This window comes from Paenimyroides ummariense, from assembly GCF_900115115.1.
GTDB lineage: Bacteria > Bacteroidota > Bacteroidia > Flavobacteriales > Flavobacteriaceae > Flavobacterium > Flavobacterium ummariense.
The window spans coordinates 1-13,896 of record NZ_FOVI01000013.1 but is presented as its reverse complement, the minus strand read 5'-3'; the positions used below and the strand labels follow the sequence as shown (position 1 = coordinate 13,896).

Annotated in this window: 16 protein-coding genes; 9 read left to right on the top strand and 7 right to left on the bottom strand. The window is 35.4% G+C overall.

Annotated features, from left to right (window positions below; genetic code table 11):
- Nucleotides 1–151: 151 nt before the first annotated feature.
- Entirely contained in the window at nt 152–2,149 is a 1,998-nt protein-coding gene (mobC, locus tag BM253_RS10375; protein ID WP_091523475.1) for a conjugal transfer protein MobC, read from the bottom strand.
- Nucleotides 2,150–2,292: 143 nt separating this feature from the next.
- Here mobC and BM253_RS10370 point away from each other — a divergent pair, with 143 nt between their 5' ends.
- Entirely contained in the window at nt 2,293–2,823 is a 531-nt protein-coding gene (locus BM253_RS10370; protein ID WP_177205762.1) for an AAA family ATPase, read from the top strand.
- Here the strand turns inward: BM253_RS10370 and BM253_RS10365 are convergent.
- On the bottom strand, nt 2,820–3,620 hold the full coding sequence (locus tag BM253_RS10365; RefSeq protein ID WP_091523468.1) for a DNA alkylation repair protein: 801 nt from the start codon (nt 3,618–3,620) through the stop codon (nt 2,820–2,822). The two genes, BM253_RS10370 and BM253_RS10365, sit on opposite strands and share 4 nt — an antisense overlap.
- The gene (locus BM253_RS10360) at nt 3,617–4,255 is read right to left on the bottom strand and encodes a peroxiredoxin-like family protein (RefSeq protein WP_091523466.1); all 639 of its coding nucleotides are present in this window, start codon (nt 4,253–4,255) and stop codon (nt 3,617–3,619) included. The genes BM253_RS10365 and BM253_RS10360 overlap by 4 nt, the downstream gene beginning before the upstream one ends.
- A 92-nt stretch (nt 4,256–4,347) precedes the next feature.
- Between BM253_RS10360 and BM253_RS10355 the strand changes: the two genes are divergently transcribed.
- A complete protein-coding gene (locus BM253_RS10355) occupies nt 4,348–4,686 on the top strand; it encodes a winged helix-turn-helix transcriptional regulator (RefSeq protein WP_091523666.1) in 339 nt (112 codons plus the stop codon).
- A gap of 4 nt (nt 4,687–4,690) precedes the next feature.
- On the opposite strand, the gene mobB is transcribed toward BM253_RS10355, so the two are convergent.
- Together mobB and mobA are read right to left on the bottom strand one after the other, a co-directional pair.
- Nucleotides 4,691–5,977, bottom strand: coding sequence for a conjugal transfer protein MobB (gene mobB / locus BM253_RS10350; protein ID WP_091523461.1), 1,287 nt, complete (start codon nt 5,975–5,977; stop codon nt 4,691–4,693).
- Nucleotides 5,974–6,417 carry a conjugal transfer protein MobA gene (gene mobA / locus BM253_RS10345; RefSeq protein ID WP_091523457.1) on the bottom strand — a complete coding sequence of 148 codons (444 nt, stop codon included), beginning with the start codon at nt 6,415–6,417 and terminating at the stop codon, nt 5,974–5,976. The genes mobB and mobA overlap by 4 nt, the downstream gene beginning before the upstream one ends.
- Before the next feature lie 704 nt (nt 6,418–7,121).
- Here mobA and BM253_RS10335 point away from each other — a divergent pair.
- Genes BM253_RS10335 through BM253_RS10320 form a run of 4 tightly spaced genes read left to right on the top strand, consistent with a single transcriptional unit; the run spans nt 7,122 to nt 9,497 of the window.
- Nucleotides 7,122–7,889, top strand: a complete 768-nt coding sequence (locus BM253_RS10335; RefSeq protein WP_091523450.1) for a ParA family protein — start codon at nt 7,122–7,124, stop codon at nt 7,887–7,889.
- Between the two features lie 8 nt (nt 7,890–7,897).
- Nucleotides 7,898–8,308: a DUF3408 domain-containing protein gene (locus BM253_RS10330; protein WP_091523447.1), complete on the top strand. Its 411-nt coding sequence runs from the start codon at nt 7,898–7,900 to the stop codon at nt 8,306–8,308.
- A 3-nt stretch (nt 8,309–8,311) separates the two neighbouring features.
- Entirely contained in the window at nt 8,312–8,953 is a 642-nt protein-coding gene (locus BM253_RS10325) for a conjugal transfer protein TraD (protein ID WP_091523443.1), read from the top strand.
- A 31-nt stretch (nt 8,954–8,984) separates the two neighbouring features.
- Nucleotides 8,985–9,497, top strand: coding sequence for a hypothetical protein (locus BM253_RS10320; protein ID WP_091523439.1), 513 nt, complete (start codon nt 8,985–8,987; stop codon nt 9,495–9,497).
- A gap of 142 nt (nt 9,498–9,639) precedes the next feature.
- On the opposite strand, the gene BM253_RS10315 is transcribed toward BM253_RS10320, so the two are convergent.
- Together BM253_RS10315 and BM253_RS10310 are read right to left on the bottom strand one after the other, a co-directional pair.
- A complete protein-coding gene (locus BM253_RS10315) occupies nt 9,640–10,347 on the bottom strand; it encodes a hypothetical protein (RefSeq protein ID WP_091523436.1) in 708 nt (235 codons plus the stop codon).
- Between the two features lie 40 nt (nt 10,348–10,387).
- Nucleotides 10,388–11,200 carry a hypothetical protein gene (locus tag BM253_RS10310; RefSeq protein WP_091523431.1) on the bottom strand — a complete coding sequence of 271 codons (813 nt, stop codon included), beginning with the start codon at nt 11,198–11,200 and terminating at the stop codon, nt 10,388–10,390.
- A 308-nt stretch (nt 11,201–11,508) separates the two neighbouring features.
- Here BM253_RS10310 and BM253_RS10305 point away from each other — a divergent pair, with 308 nt between their 5' ends.
- The 3 genes from BM253_RS10305 to BM253_RS10295 all read left to right on the top strand — a co-directional run.
- Nucleotides 11,509–11,811, top strand: a complete 303-nt coding sequence (locus BM253_RS10305) for a DUF4134 domain-containing protein (protein WP_091523427.1) — start codon at nt 11,509–11,511, stop codon at nt 11,809–11,811.
- 11 nt (nt 11,812–11,822) lie between these two features.
- Nucleotides 11,823–12,152, top strand: a complete 330-nt coding sequence (locus BM253_RS10300; protein WP_091523423.1) for a DUF4133 domain-containing protein — start codon at nt 11,823–11,825, stop codon at nt 12,150–12,152.
- A partial coding sequence (locus tag BM253_RS10295) for a TraG family conjugative transposon ATPase (RefSeq protein WP_091523420.1) occupies nt 12,149–13,896 on the top strand: 1,748 nt, incomplete at its 3' end. The genes BM253_RS10300 and BM253_RS10295, both read left to right, overlap by 4 nt.

The following is a 13,896-nucleotide window of genomic DNA, read 5'->3' as shown; positions in this document are numbered from 1 at the left end:
TGTAAACTACCAAATTTTATTTAGATAAATAGTTTTGAATAAATTTATCGAGAAATTCTAAAAACAGCTTATCTAATTCTTTAGCCTTATTGTACATAACAGGAATTGACTGAAGATGTATCATAGATTTTTCTAAATCAGTATCGCTTCTTTAATCTCTCATCAAGTGTTGTAAAGTAGGGTCATTCTTAATCCGCTCCACTTCACTTCCTACAATGTTGAGAATGTCCAACTTTATCTGTTTATAGTTAGCTTCAATTTCCTCCTTCATCTTATCCTCACCTTGGTCATTTACAAAAGATAAAATGTCTGGAATCTTTTGATAAGCTTTCATTTCAGAAGCAACCTTTTCATTATCTACAACTATTTCAGCATGAAATATCTTTTGATCTATTCGTTCATCAAAATTATCCGATACTGATCCCACAAAAATTCCCTGCGTCAAACTAGAGATTTTCGAAGCGGGTATCAGACTGTCTAATTGTGTAGAAATAGAAGTTGAAGTATCATTACGATTAATAGATATGCTTTGGCGCTTTTGAAGAACCTTACCGAAACGTTCTGAAAGATTTTTTGCCGTTTCCCCTACTACCTGACCACTAAAAATATTACCGACTGTATTTTGAATAACTTTAGCTTCTTTATCTCCGTAATCCCGGATTAGTTGAGAAAAATCCTGAAAACCTAAACAGACTGCAACTTTATTGCTTCGGGCTGTTGCAATGAGATTATCCAATCCTCTGAAATAAATTGTTGGCAATTCATCTATTATGACCGAACTCTTTAACTGTCCTTTCTTGTTTATAAGCTTTACAATTCGCGAATTGTATAAACCTAAAGCAGCAGAATAAATGTTCTGTCGGTCTGGATTGTTACCTACACACAGAATCTTTGGTTCTTTAGGGTTGTTTATGTCTAAAGAAAAATCATCGCCAGTCATTACCCAATACAGCTGTGGAGAAATCATTCTTGACAAAGGAATTTTTGCCGATGCAATTTGTCCCTGTAATTGATCCTGTGCCCCACCTTGCCATGCATCCATAAAAGGTGATAAATAGTTTTCCAAATCAGGATAAGAAGTTAAAATCGTAAAAACATCTGAATATTTCTTGTTCAGCAATTCAATAGCGTGTGGAAATGTACAATACTTTCCATTTTCATAAATTTTCAGATACCAAATGATTGCAGCCAACAAGATAATGGGGCTTTCCACAAAGAAATCGCCTTGTTTCTGTATCCAACTACGGTTGAGGTTCAGCATTATCGTATAAGCCGCTTCATAAGCATCAGAAATATCCGTCATAAAGTCGGGATTAAGTGGATTGCAACGGTGGCTCTTGCGTGGATCATCAAAATTTATCACGTAAAATTTAGGCTGTACCTCATACTTATCCCTGTGCTTCAGTAAGTGATTGTAGGCGATAGTAGAAAGGTCGTCAAATTTAAAATCATATATGTACATACTAAAGCCCTTTTCAATCTGCTGTTTGATGTAGTTGTTTACAATTGCATACGATTTTCCTGAACCTGGGGTACCCAGCACGATTGATGCCCTGAATGGATTGACAATGTTTATCCAACCGTTGTTCCATTTGCCTTTGTAGTAAAACTTAGTGGGCAGATTGACCGAGTATTGATTTTCCATCAACTTGGTTTCTTGTTGGAAACTTTCATTCTCGTTATTGAAAACGTCGTCCATCAAGTTGGTACGAAGCAAACGGCTCATCCAAACTCCAGCCATTATTAAGGCAATATAGCCCAAGGAAATAGTCAAGATGTATAAGAATATTCCTATATCTAATGATAATTTCAATAATGGGCTGTTTAGGAAAAATAATACAAACCCAATGCTCAAAGCTATATATATTTTTACCCAAGTAATTTTCTCATTCTTTACACCTTTGGTTCCTAGACAACTTAAAGCAAGTAATATTATTGCAAATACTTTTGTGTATAAAGTATGCTCAAATAAACCAGCAGTTCGATTAAAGTTTCCTAAAATCTTATTGATGATTTCTAACGTCCAACCACGATTCATAAAGAATCCGTAACAAAACCAGTAAAGGTGCATCAATACCAAAAGGATACTTACTGCCCTCATAAATGCCATTATCTTGGCAAGACCTCTTAAATCGTCTTCTCCTTGCATTTTTTTAAGTCTTAATGTTCGGGCGTGAAATTAATAGCTTTATGAAATTGTCATAACAATTTAGTAGTCATAGGCTTTGAGAGGTCGTGTTTTGCCAAACGCTTGAATAATAAATAAATTTGTATAAATAAAAGATAAATGTGATGAATCTATTTGTAATTACCGGAGGTCCTGGAGTAGGAAAAACCACCTTATTAAATGCTCTTGAAAATAAAGGTTTTATAACTGTTCCGGAAGATGCAAGACAAATTATTAAAGAGCAAATGAGAGTAGATGGAGAAGGTTTACCATGGAAAAATAAAGCATATTATTCGGAACTGATGTTAAGAGCTTCTTTAGAAATCTATCAACGAGTCGTTAGCAAAGCATCTTCCGAAATTGTATTTTTCGATAGAGGAATTCTGGATACCATTTGTTATATGGAGATGGAGAACTTACCTATAACAGAAGAATTGAATACATTAATTAAGTCATGTCCTTACAATAGAAAAGTTTTTATACTTCCGCCTTGGAAAGATATTTATGCGACAGACAATGAAAGGAAACAAAGTTGGGAAGAGGCTGTTTACACCTTTGAAAAAATGAAAGAAACCTATTTGAAATACGGCTACGAAATAATTGAAGTCCCAAAAACTACTGTTGCCGAGAGATGCAATTTTGTGATGAACTACTAAACATTGTTTAGTGTCCTCAAGGCTCTTTTGATAATGTACTTTGTTTCTTTCGTATCACTTTCTTTCTCCCTTTTTTTACAAAGTTCCGTTACAAAAACGGGATTGCTTTTACTGGCATCATTTAACCAATTCCCTACACTGTCTTGAACATATTTTGAAGTGTCTGATTTTAATGGCTCTAAAATGGGCAAAGCTAACTCAGGATTGTTCTTTAGTTCAATAATATGCTCGCACCAAACTCCACGGGGGCGAGTTGCTTCTGTACTAAATCTTCTTATATTCTCATCATCATTTGACACCCACTTTGAAAGAACGGCAATACTTTTCTCTATATCAGAAGCTATCTTATTTCTTGCAGACATCCAGCTAATTTCCCTTACACCAAAATGCTTATCTGCTGCAAAGGGCTGAATTTTATTAAGAGTTTCGGTTATGCTTAAAGCTTCGTTCTTCCCAATAATGTAGGTAGCCCAACAGCGCACCAAATCGGAAGTATGATATGAGAGTAGGTATAAAAATTCGTTATCATTATTTTGGTTGACCAACTGCAAAAGTTCAGTTCCGATAGCTTCGTTTATAGTATTTACGGTTTGCTTTTTTAATTGATCAATTTTATTCAGAATAGGTTTTAAATACTCCGTCCTCTGATTTTCTATAAGTAAATTTTCAAGCAAAAGCCTTTGATCCACCGCCAACCATTCTATAAGATTAGCAGTTTCCATTTCTCCACGATTAAGGCTTGCTAAAATAGCTGTAGGAATATCCTTTGTACTTCTTGAACCTTTTCTTTTTATCATAACTGTTCAATTAATTCCTGAATATTGATTCTGTTCATATAATTGGAGTCAGTAAATTTATAAGTAATCTTATCATTTATATCTATGACAAAGACAGCAGGTACAGGTAATTCGCTATCATTATTCCCATTGTATTCAGCTAGCTCTATGCCTAAACTTTCATAAACAGGAATTACATAATCTTGAAGTTTAAACGAAATACCAAGTTGTTTAGCCAAATTGTTGTCTCTGTCCGTTAATAATTCAAAACCTAGATCAAGATTGTCTTTTAATTCTTCGTTATAATCGATTTTTTGTGGTGATATTGCTACAAGAGTTACTTTATTGTCAGCGATATCTTTGAGTTTATGTTGTAAAGCTTTTAGTTCAAGGTTGCAATATGGACACCAATTGCCACGAAAAAAAGCTACAATTACTTTTCCGTTTTTAAGAAGCTCCTTTAATTGTATGGTTTCATTATTTGAATTTGGCAAGCTAAAATCAGGAAACAGATCACCTGTGTTGATACATTTTTCTTCAATGTTCTCGGTTTTCAAGTCTTGAATGGATTGTCTAAAAACTTGTAGTACTTCTGGCGGAAGTTGTAGAGCTAAATTTTCATTTAGTTCCTCAATCTGTTGGCTTAAATTTTTCATAAATTGTTTTATATTTTTGCAAAGTTTTGAAACTAAATTCAGAACCACAATACCGCATATAATTGTCCCTATGGGATAAAAAAGTCAATTTTATGAAAACAAAGGAACGAACCATAGAAGAAAAAATTTGCCCATTGGAATTTGCTGTTAATGCTATTAGTGGGAAATGGAAAATTCCAATTGTTTGGCGTATCAATGAAGGAGAAAAGCGTCCAAGTGAAATGTTGAGGGGGATTACAAAAGTTGACAGACGGGTTTTAAACCAACAACTCAATGAATTAGTGGCTGATGGAATTCTAATCAAAGAGAGCTTTAATGAATTGCCACCCCGTGTGGAATATTCACTTACCCCGCTTGGAAAGAAATTGATAGATGTCCTTTGGAAATTGAATGACTGGGGTAATTTATTATTAGAAACTAAAAAAATCTAAAAATTTATTGCTTCCTTCCTTTCCTTGTTTTCTTCATCCGATTAGCAAAATCCAGTTCCTCATAATCTTCGCCTTGAATTTCGGGAATAAATAAAGCACCTAATCCTTCAATCAAAATGTCTTCTTCTTCGGTCGAGTTTAGGAAATCAAATAAGTGATGCGGCTTTTCATCTGGTATATTTTCAGTATCGGTTGATTGCCATGTTTTAGATTGATGTTGTACAAACTCTTTTCTCTCAGTTTTTATATTATTATTCCAATAATCATTAAAAGTATTGGCGGAAAGTTCCTTGCTTAAATGAGAACCATTCCAAACAGTTCTGGATTCATGATCTATAAATGTAATCCCATAAATACGCCCCTCATTATTTCTTCTTATTACACAGTTTATTCCCTGTTCAATAAGCAAGCTTTTAAAGTCCCTTTCATTAGTGGTAATATTCATCGCTGTTTCTATTGTACTACTCAATAATGACCTTGAAGGACTTTCCTTCATTCTTTCTTTTGATTGTTCAAAATGCTTTTGCAATGCAATCAATCCAGCTTCTTTTCCTAATAATGAGGATTTGAACGGATTGCTAACCTTTTCACCCTGACGATCTAAAGCAAAATAAACGAGCCCCTCCCTTGTTTGTCCATCGATTTCTCCGTTCACTTGTTCAGCAGCAATATTAAAAAGTGATAGCAAAGCATTATATGTGCCTAGTGTACGAAACTGATAATAATTAGGCAGATGCCTTACAATAGAAGCTATCTGTTCTTTAACATCGAAGGCCTGATAATCGACAGCCTTAAATATAGCACTCTTTATTTCCCCTTTCTCTTCAATTGCGGAAATCAGTCCATATTTGGTTTCCAAATCCCTGCATACTTTCATGGACCGCCTTTTTTCAAACCTGTCAGAAATCTTCTTACCTTCTTCATCTACACAAACAGATACGATGTGGATATGCGTACGGTCAATATCAGTATGCTTAAAGACAACAAAAGGCTGCTCACCATATCCCATTGCGTCCATATATTCTTCGGCTATTTGTCGAAATCTATCGTCACTTACTAGATCTTTTGGATCAGGATTAAGGGAAATATGCACCGTATGCTTTTCGGTATTGCGGTTAGCAAGCAGATAAGGCTCAAAAGATCGGAATAGTTGCCCAACAGAATATTGTCCGTTTACAGTTTCAATCATCTTATTAATCATCAGTATCTTTCCTTCCTCATTATCAACTTTAATATTATTGTACGCCAATGCACCATACAAATTTGCACTCTTTCCTATTTTTGCAATCATTTCTCATTCTCTTTTTTCAAATATTTTAAATCAAATTCCTCACTGATCTGAATAACCTTCTTACACAGTTCAGCCAATTCAACCGTCTGTTTTTCCAGCTTAAAAAGAAAAGCTGCTGCTTTTTTTTCTGAAAAATGACGGTATAATAGCTTTACAATCTGGTTATAGTTTACACCAACCGAACGGAACTGGCTGTGAAAAGAGGTCAGCCGCATATAAAAATCTACAGTCCCTTTATCAATCTGAATGGTTTTAACCGTCTTTTCAAAGAGGCAGGATGTTATAAAATGTGCTTTAACCTTCATTTCCGAACTATCGAACAGGGCTAGAAACCGTGCATGTTCTTCCTCATTAAACGAAACCGTGTATCGAAATTTCACAGGGTCCTTCTTCAAAGGTCTACCCGATTTTCTCAATTGTTTTTTATTGTTCTCCTCCATAACCAATCCTCCCTAAATTCGCTAAAAAAACAGACTTCGGAGGTTTTTCTGCCCCCTGCAAAGGGCAAGTTGTTTTGCGCATCGAAAATCTTTTCGGGATGCTCAAAACACAACTTGCCGTGTTCTTTCGAACACAAAAATCCGCCCTTCGGGACGGATTGGAAGTAAGAGGGAAAAACATCTTTGTGTGATTCCCTTTGATCTTAAATCTATCATTTAAGTTTTGCATTATCTAGGTTTTTAATTTCAAATACAAAGTAAAACCTACCAGATTAAAACACTGTTTTCCGAATAAGTAACAAAGAAAGCCTGGTAAAGCCAAATAAAGCCGCTCGCAAGATTTATGCTCAACCATACACTTTATTTGCTGTATGGTTTTGCAGTTACCTGTAAAATTTCGAAGGAATTAAACAATTAAACTGCTTTTAAACAAAAGCAGTTTAATGTAAAAGCATAAAGTTTTAAAAGTATAAAAATGTAAAAGCGTAAAAGCAGTAAGACATATTGTTATATACAAAGAGATACAATGGTAAAATGATATTTAAAGAAATACAGTAAGAGATACTGAATTACAGCAATTTTAATTTACACATTCCAATTAAGGGATATATATAAGCAACACTATACTAATAAGGTAATACACTAAAATTCAAAGCAATCAAAATATAAAGCAAACAAAGCATATAACATTAAATTTTTAAAATATGAAAACAAACAAAAAACCTTTAAAAATCAGTTTTTCAACCCAAAAGGGAGGTGTCGGAAAATCTACCCTAACAACATTGGTAGCAAGTGTACTTCATTACCGTTTAGGTTACAATGTCGTTGTCATCGACTGCGACTTTCCCCAGCACAGTCTGACCAATATGCGGGAACGGGACAAAAACAATATCATGAAGAACGAATATCACAAGAAAGCAGCCATGAAGCAGTTTCAGACAATCAACAAAAAGGCATATCCTATCATTAAGATAAAGGCCGAGCATGCCTTGGAAAAAGCAGCAGAATATGAGGAGAAATCAGTTGTTGTTCCCGATGTAATCTTCTTTGATCTTCCAGGAACTGCAAATACCACAGGTGTGCTTACTACCTTAAAAATGATGGACTACATCTTTTCACCCATCACTGCCGACCGACAGGTAGTAGAAAGTTCGCTGGGATTCAGCAAAGCATTTTTGGATCTACCTAAAACAATAGAAGGAAATAAAGATCAAGAGTTATGGTTATTCTGGAATCAGGTAGATGGTAGGGAAAAAACCGAACTCTACGAAGCCTATCAAAAAGTAATTACAGAACTTAAACTACCATTGATGGAAACAAGGATTATGGACAGCAAACGTTTTAGAAAAGAAACAGACGGTACGGAAAATTACATATTTAGATCAAGTCTGCTCCCAGCGGAAATACCATTACTGAAAGCCACCAGAATGGATCAGTTCATCGAAGAATTCTTAAAAATAACCCATTTATAAATAAGATTATGAACACAGAAAACAAAAACAGTGATTTTAAAAAGCCTAATATTGACGAAGATTATCTTATGAACGTCATAAGTGGGGATGAAAATATTTCTGAACCAAAAGATAATTCAAAAACCGAAAAGAAAAACCAAATTAAGCGTCAACAACAAGAAAAACCTAAATCCAATTTTTCAAAAAAAGTCAACTACGAGGAAACCTTTTTGGTCAACAGTTATCATTCCGGTAGAAATGGAAAGGTTGTATATATACGACCAGAATATCACGAAAGGCTTATCCGCATGGTACAACTTACAAAAGAAGAAAAAACAACGCTTTATTCGTACATTGACAACATACTAGAGCATCATTTCAAAGAATTCGGAGATGAGATTACAGACTACTTCAATCAGCATTTCAAACCAATCATCTAAACTATGGAAAAAATCATCATCCTAAGCCTGATATTATTAGTTATACTATTATTGCAAGACAGAGGCTTTCTAAATAAAAAAGCAAACAAACCATCAAGAATACCAAAAGCAAATCCTAATCTCCCCGATATCATGGGGCAGCCAAAATCTCAGCCATTAATTTCATCATCTGAAAAAACTACAGAAATTGAGCTATTCAAGAATACCTCCGAAGTAAATCCAGAAGATTTAGACATCGAATATGATGAAAACGAAACATTATACCGTCAGATCCCAAAAGAAGAACTGGATAAAGCTTTTACAAACCGTCCGAATTTGGAGGAAGAAGAGGAAGAATGGTATCAATACCATATCTCTCGTACTGATAACGGCTTTGCACAGGGAGTTACTTTTGAAGAATTAGGAACTGTAAATAACTTCCTTCAAAATGAGCATTTAAATCAAGACCAAAAAGATAAAGCCGTTGATATTGTTCAACGGTTACAGGGAACAGAATTATTCAGTTTGTTGGAAAACTCTATTGAAGGTGTATCTACTAAAATCGCAAAACTATTAAACAATTGCCTTATGTCAGATTCGAACAGCAATCCTACTACAATACAGAAAAACGATTTAACGGATTTTGATATAGGGGAATTCATTTAATATTCTCAAGACTAACATTAACCAGACCTACATGAAAAGTAAAAAAACAGGCTCTGAAATACTTGACGAGGCGTTTGACATGCGTGTTAACAAGGGAATATTACCTACAATAGAAATACATGGTCATACATTCTACGTTGATATTAGAATGGATAAATTAAGACCAAAGGACGACTTCTTATCCAAGGGAATCGTCTTTTCAGAAATTAAGGATTATTTGAATGATGAGAAGGAGCTATACATTACTCCCTATGATCCAAAGAAGAAAGAACTTGGCAAAATAGACTACGAGACCATCACTGAAATTCCTAAAGACCTTATTGTTCTCAAAATACCTAATGTGCATAAATTAGATCCGGTCGGCTGGAAGAGACAGCACGGATACGATTTAAAAAATGGAATAGAAAAATCAGGTTTACAAATGGGTTTCAAATCTAAATACGGGAAATGGGAAGATATCTATATAACTCAACAAATTACGGAAAATATAGATAAACTAAAAAAATCTGAAAAGAATAAACCAATTTTGAAATCAAAAATATAAAGATCTAAACACTTAATACTTATTAATTTTAAACACATTTATTTTAAACACATTTATTTTAAACACATTTATTTTAAACACATTTATTTTAAACACATTTATTTTAAATACATCAAGACTTATATTAAAACAAAAGAAGCCGTTAAGCTTCTTTTATGTTTGTCTTATTGTTATCTTTTAAATTCTCAATAAAGAACATTACTAAGAGAGCAGTAAACAATAAAATAATCCAATTCAAGTACATGTAACTGTTCTCCAAAAAACAGACCGCCAATATAAAGAGCAATACACTGGCAATAATTCTGACCATGTAATTACTCTTTACCACTTTTCTTTCCCTAAAATACACTAAAGATGTAACGAGAGAAGAAAGACCAATAAGAAATGCGAAAGGACTTAAATCATTATTTTGCTGAACGACCGAAAACACCAGAATAAGTAATGAAATAAGCAACATTAAAATTGATGTTTTATAATTCTTTAGTTCGATTAACTGTTCATCATCTACGTTTTTGCCAAAAAGCATATAATCTTGTTCGGACAGTTTTGTGCTCTTTAAATAGTTAGTTTTCAGACTATCGTATAATGCGAGAGCTATTCCCCTATGATTTAGTGATAACCCTACAAAGACCTCATTTAAATCATAATCTTCAGGTTTTAAATAAACTGTTGTTGTGTAAGGGTAAATTTTACCTAATTCAAATTTAATTACTTTAGTATTATGCGGGATTTCAATTACATTTTTACCAGTTCCAGTGATACTACCACATAATATATTATCTGCGTAAATACTTATATTTCTAAAAGAAAACCAACCATATACAAAACTAGCTTTTACATTTAAAATCATAATAAGTAATTTAAATTATATTTACATTCATTTATTAAAACTATCTTAATACTCTTGCAGCGTTTAAAGAACCAACCGCAGCAGTACCTGCCATTGCAATCGCTCCTCCCCAAGGACCAAATACTAACGAAGCATATCCAACCAATCCACTTTGAATACCCGTTAAAGCTCCAGCAACATCTCCACCTGCTATCACTGCAATTCTCCGTGTATCAACCTTTCCACCGTAATTAGCTGCATTAGCTGAGTTCGAATCCAAATTCGCATCAATTCCTACAATTTCATACCAATACATATGCGAATACTCCCCTATTTCTACAGCCTTCAACAAATTATTCTTAAGGTTTCCATCAATTGAACTATCTGAATTTACTTTTATTCGATAGATATTCAATTTTTCAGTAAAAGTAACTACATCACCTTCATATAGTTCAAAAATTTCTAGTAGTTCTAACGAATAGTCGTAAGCCTTTTGCGTACTTAGTCCTTCTTCATTAATTTCTTTAAACAAATTTTTTATGTCATTAACATTACCTGCAGTCGCATATAACTTTTGGCTGTAATAATATAATACCGAGTTAGATGATTTGACGTCATTGAAAGTTACAGTTGACTCATTTTCTATTAGATATTCTTCTACTGCATTTTCCATTAAAGATACATCATTAGAATTATAGTCATAATCGGCATAATAAATTTCTAGAATATCATTATGCATTTCACCATAATTTATACCGTCTCGGGATTTTAGGTCCTTTTGCCTTTGTCCTTCTTGATTCGTACCGATATCATTTTCTGTAGTACAGGATGTGATACCAATAAATAGCATGATAATAGATAACAGTTTCTTCATAATATATTGTATTAAAGGTTAATATCCTTAAAAATAACAATAATATCTTTAAAAAACAAGTGAATTATATGGAAGGCTTATTAAAGGAGACGTATCACTGACGGTGTTGAGAGATTACCTGATAATAATGAATATTGGGAAATCTCAAGTATCTAAGAATTACTAAAAAAATGAATAGTTAATTTAAGAAACAACCTTCCAACTTCTGCCCCACACTTCCATTTCAAAAAACAAACACTCCTTCCTTAAGACATTTGTTCCCAAAGCCCGCAACGTGTGGGATAACATAACAAATAATACTTACAATTATGGAAAAACAAAGAAAAATGCTGTTTACAGCAGTAGTAATGCTATCAGCAATTACGGCATCCGCTCAAGGAAACGGAAACGCAGGAATCAATGAAGCAACCCAGATGGTTACCTCCTATTTTGATCCAGCCACACAACTTATTTATGCCATCGGTGCCGTAGTAGGACTAATCGGTGGCGTAAAAGTCTACAACAAATTCAGCTCCGGAGATCCGGATACAAGCAAAACAGCAGCCAGCTGGTTTGGTGCGTGTATCTTCTTAATCGTTGCTGCAACCATCCTACGCTCCTTCTTCCTTTAATCAAATGCCTTATGAACTACAACATCAATAAAGGTATTGGCAGGACGGTAGAGTTTAAAGGACTCAAAGCACAGTACCTCTTCATCTTTGCAGGGGGATTGCTCGGTATGCTCATTCTTGTAATGATCATGTACATGATTGGTGTAAACTCCTTTATCTGCATTGTCTTGGGAACTGGCAGTGCATCGCTCATCGTATGGCAGACATTCTCTTTAAACCGAAAGTATGGAGAACACGGGCTGATGAAGATCGCAGCGAACAAAAGACATCCCAAGTACATCATCTGCAGGAAACCGGTACACCGCTATCTGAAGAACAACACTAAACAAACTGTCAAATGAGAAATACAGCAAAAACAACGACTTTGGAAAACAAGTTTCCACTGCTGGCAGTTGAAAACAACTGCATCATTTCAAAAGAAGCGGATATTACGGTTTGTTTTAAAGTACGCTTGCCCGAGCTGTTCACAGTCGCTTCCGCCGAATACGAAGCCATTCATTCCGCATGGCATAAGGCGATAAAAACGCTTCCTGACTATACCATCATTCATAAACAGGACTGGTACATAAAGGAAAAATACAGCCCGGATTTAACTAAAGAAGATCAGACATTTTTAGCTCGGTCTTACCAACAGCATTTCAACGAACGACCGTTTTTGAACCATTACTGTTATCTGTTTCTGACAAAAACAACCAAAGAACGTATGCGGACAGAAAGCAACTTTTCATCACTATGCAAAGGCACGCTGATTCCGAAAGAAATCCGAAACAGGGAAAACATCAGTCGTTTTATGGAAGCAGTTGCACAGTTTGAGCGCATTGTAAACGACAGCGGTTTTATAGGTCTGGACAGACTTACTGAAGAAGACCTTATTGGAACCGATCAAAAACAAGGGCTATTGGAACAGTACCTCACTCTTTCAAAAGAACCTGGAATGCCGATGCAGGATATTGCATTGGGAACAGAGGAAGTACGCATCGGAAACAAAAGATTGGCTCTTCACACCCTTTCAGATACCGATGATCTGCCAGCAACCGTAGCAGCAGATACCCGTTTTGAGAAACTTTCAACCGACCGAAGTGACTGCCGATTATCTTTCGCAGCTCCTGTAGGATTACTACTCAACTGCAACCACATTTACAACCAATACTTGTTCTTGGACAACAGTGAAGACAACCTGCAGAAATTCGAGAAATCCGCACGAAATATGCATTCACTGGCGAGATACAGCAGAGCGAACCAGATCAATAAGGAATGGATTGAAAAGTACCTGAATGAAGCTCATAGTTTCGGGTTGTCGTCTGTTCGGGCACATTTCAATGTAATGGCATGGTCAGAAGACCCTTCAGAGTTAAAGCAGCTGAAAAACGATTGCGGTAGTGCCCTGGCACTGATGGAATGCAAACCAAGGCAAAACACTACCGACACCGCAACCTTGTATTGGGCAGCAATGCCGGGCAATGCAGGTGATTTTCCAAGTGAAGAAAGCTTTTACACGTTCATCGAACCCGCATTGTGTTTTTTTACTGAGGAGACGAACTACCACAATTCACCTTCTCCCTTCGGTATTAAAATGGCTGACCGCCTTACAGGAAAACCAATCCATTTGGATATATCGGATTTGCCAATGAAACGTGGGATCATTACCAATAGGAACAAGTTCATATTAGGTCCATCCGGTAGCGGTAAATCTTTTTTCACTAACCATATGGTACGGCAGTATTACGAGCAGGGAGCGCACGTACTATTAGTTGATACGGGTAATTCCTATCAGGGATTATGTGAACTCATCAAAGGAAAAACCAAAGGCGAAGACGGAGTGTATTTCACCTACACCGAAGACAATCCCATTGCTTTTAACCCCTTTTACACCGACGATGGTGTGTTCGACATCGAAAAACGGGAGAGCATCAAAACACTGATACTGACCCTGTGGAAGCGCGACGACGAACCACCGACCCGTTCAGAAGAAGTAGCCTTGTCCAATGCAGTAAGCGGATACATAGACTGTATCAAACAACATCAGTTACTTCCTTCTTTCAACGGTTTCTACGAATACGTAAAAGGAGATTACAGAAAAGTACT

Bases quoted from the DNA above. Each gene is read 5' to 3' on its own strand.
- mobC (WP_091523475.1), bottom strand. From the start codon at position 2,149: ATGCAAGGAGAAGACGATTTAAGAGGTCTTGCCAAGATAATGGCATTT.
- BM253_RS10370 (WP_177205762.1), top strand. From the start codon at position 2,293: ATGAATCTATTTGTAATTACCGGAGGTCCTGGAGTAGGAAAAACCACC.
- BM253_RS10365 (WP_091523468.1), bottom strand. From the start codon at position 3,620: ATGATAAAAAGAAAAGGTTCAAGAAGTACAAAGGATATTCCTACAGCT.
- BM253_RS10360 (WP_091523466.1), bottom strand. From the start codon at position 4,255: ATGAAAAATTTAAGCCAACAGATTGAGGAACTAAATGAAAATTTAGCT.
- BM253_RS10355 (WP_091523666.1), top strand. From the start codon at position 4,348: ATGAAAACAAAGGAACGAACCATAGAAGAAAAAATTTGCCCATTGGAA.
- mobB (WP_091523461.1), bottom strand. From the start codon at position 5,977: ATGATTGCAAAAATAGGAAAGAGTGCAAATTTGTATGGTGCATTGGCG.
- mobA (WP_091523457.1), bottom strand. From the start codon at position 6,417: ATGGAGGAGAACAATAAAAAACAATTGAGAAAATCGGGTAGACCTTTG.
- BM253_RS10335 (WP_091523450.1), top strand. From the start codon at position 7,122: ATGAAAACAAACAAAAAACCTTTAAAAATCAGTTTTTCAACCCAAAAG.
- BM253_RS10330 (WP_091523447.1), top strand. From the start codon at position 7,898: ATGAACACAGAAAACAAAAACAGTGATTTTAAAAAGCCTAATATTGAC.
- BM253_RS10325 (WP_091523443.1), top strand. From the start codon at position 8,312: ATGGAAAAAATCATCATCCTAAGCCTGATATTATTAGTTATACTATTA.
- BM253_RS10320 (WP_091523439.1), top strand. From the start codon at position 8,985: ATGAAAAGTAAAAAAACAGGCTCTGAAATACTTGACGAGGCGTTTGAC.
- BM253_RS10315 (WP_091523436.1), bottom strand. From the start codon at position 10,347: ATGATTTTAAATGTAAAAGCTAGTTTTGTATATGGTTGGTTTTCTTTT.
- BM253_RS10310 (WP_091523431.1), bottom strand. From the start codon at position 11,200: ATGAAGAAACTGTTATCTATTATCATGCTATTTATTGGTATCACATCC.
- BM253_RS10305 (WP_091523427.1), top strand. From the start codon at position 11,509: ATGGAAAAACAAAGAAAAATGCTGTTTACAGCAGTAGTAATGCTATCA.
- BM253_RS10300 (WP_091523423.1), top strand. From the start codon at position 11,823: ATGAACTACAACATCAATAAAGGTATTGGCAGGACGGTAGAGTTTAAA.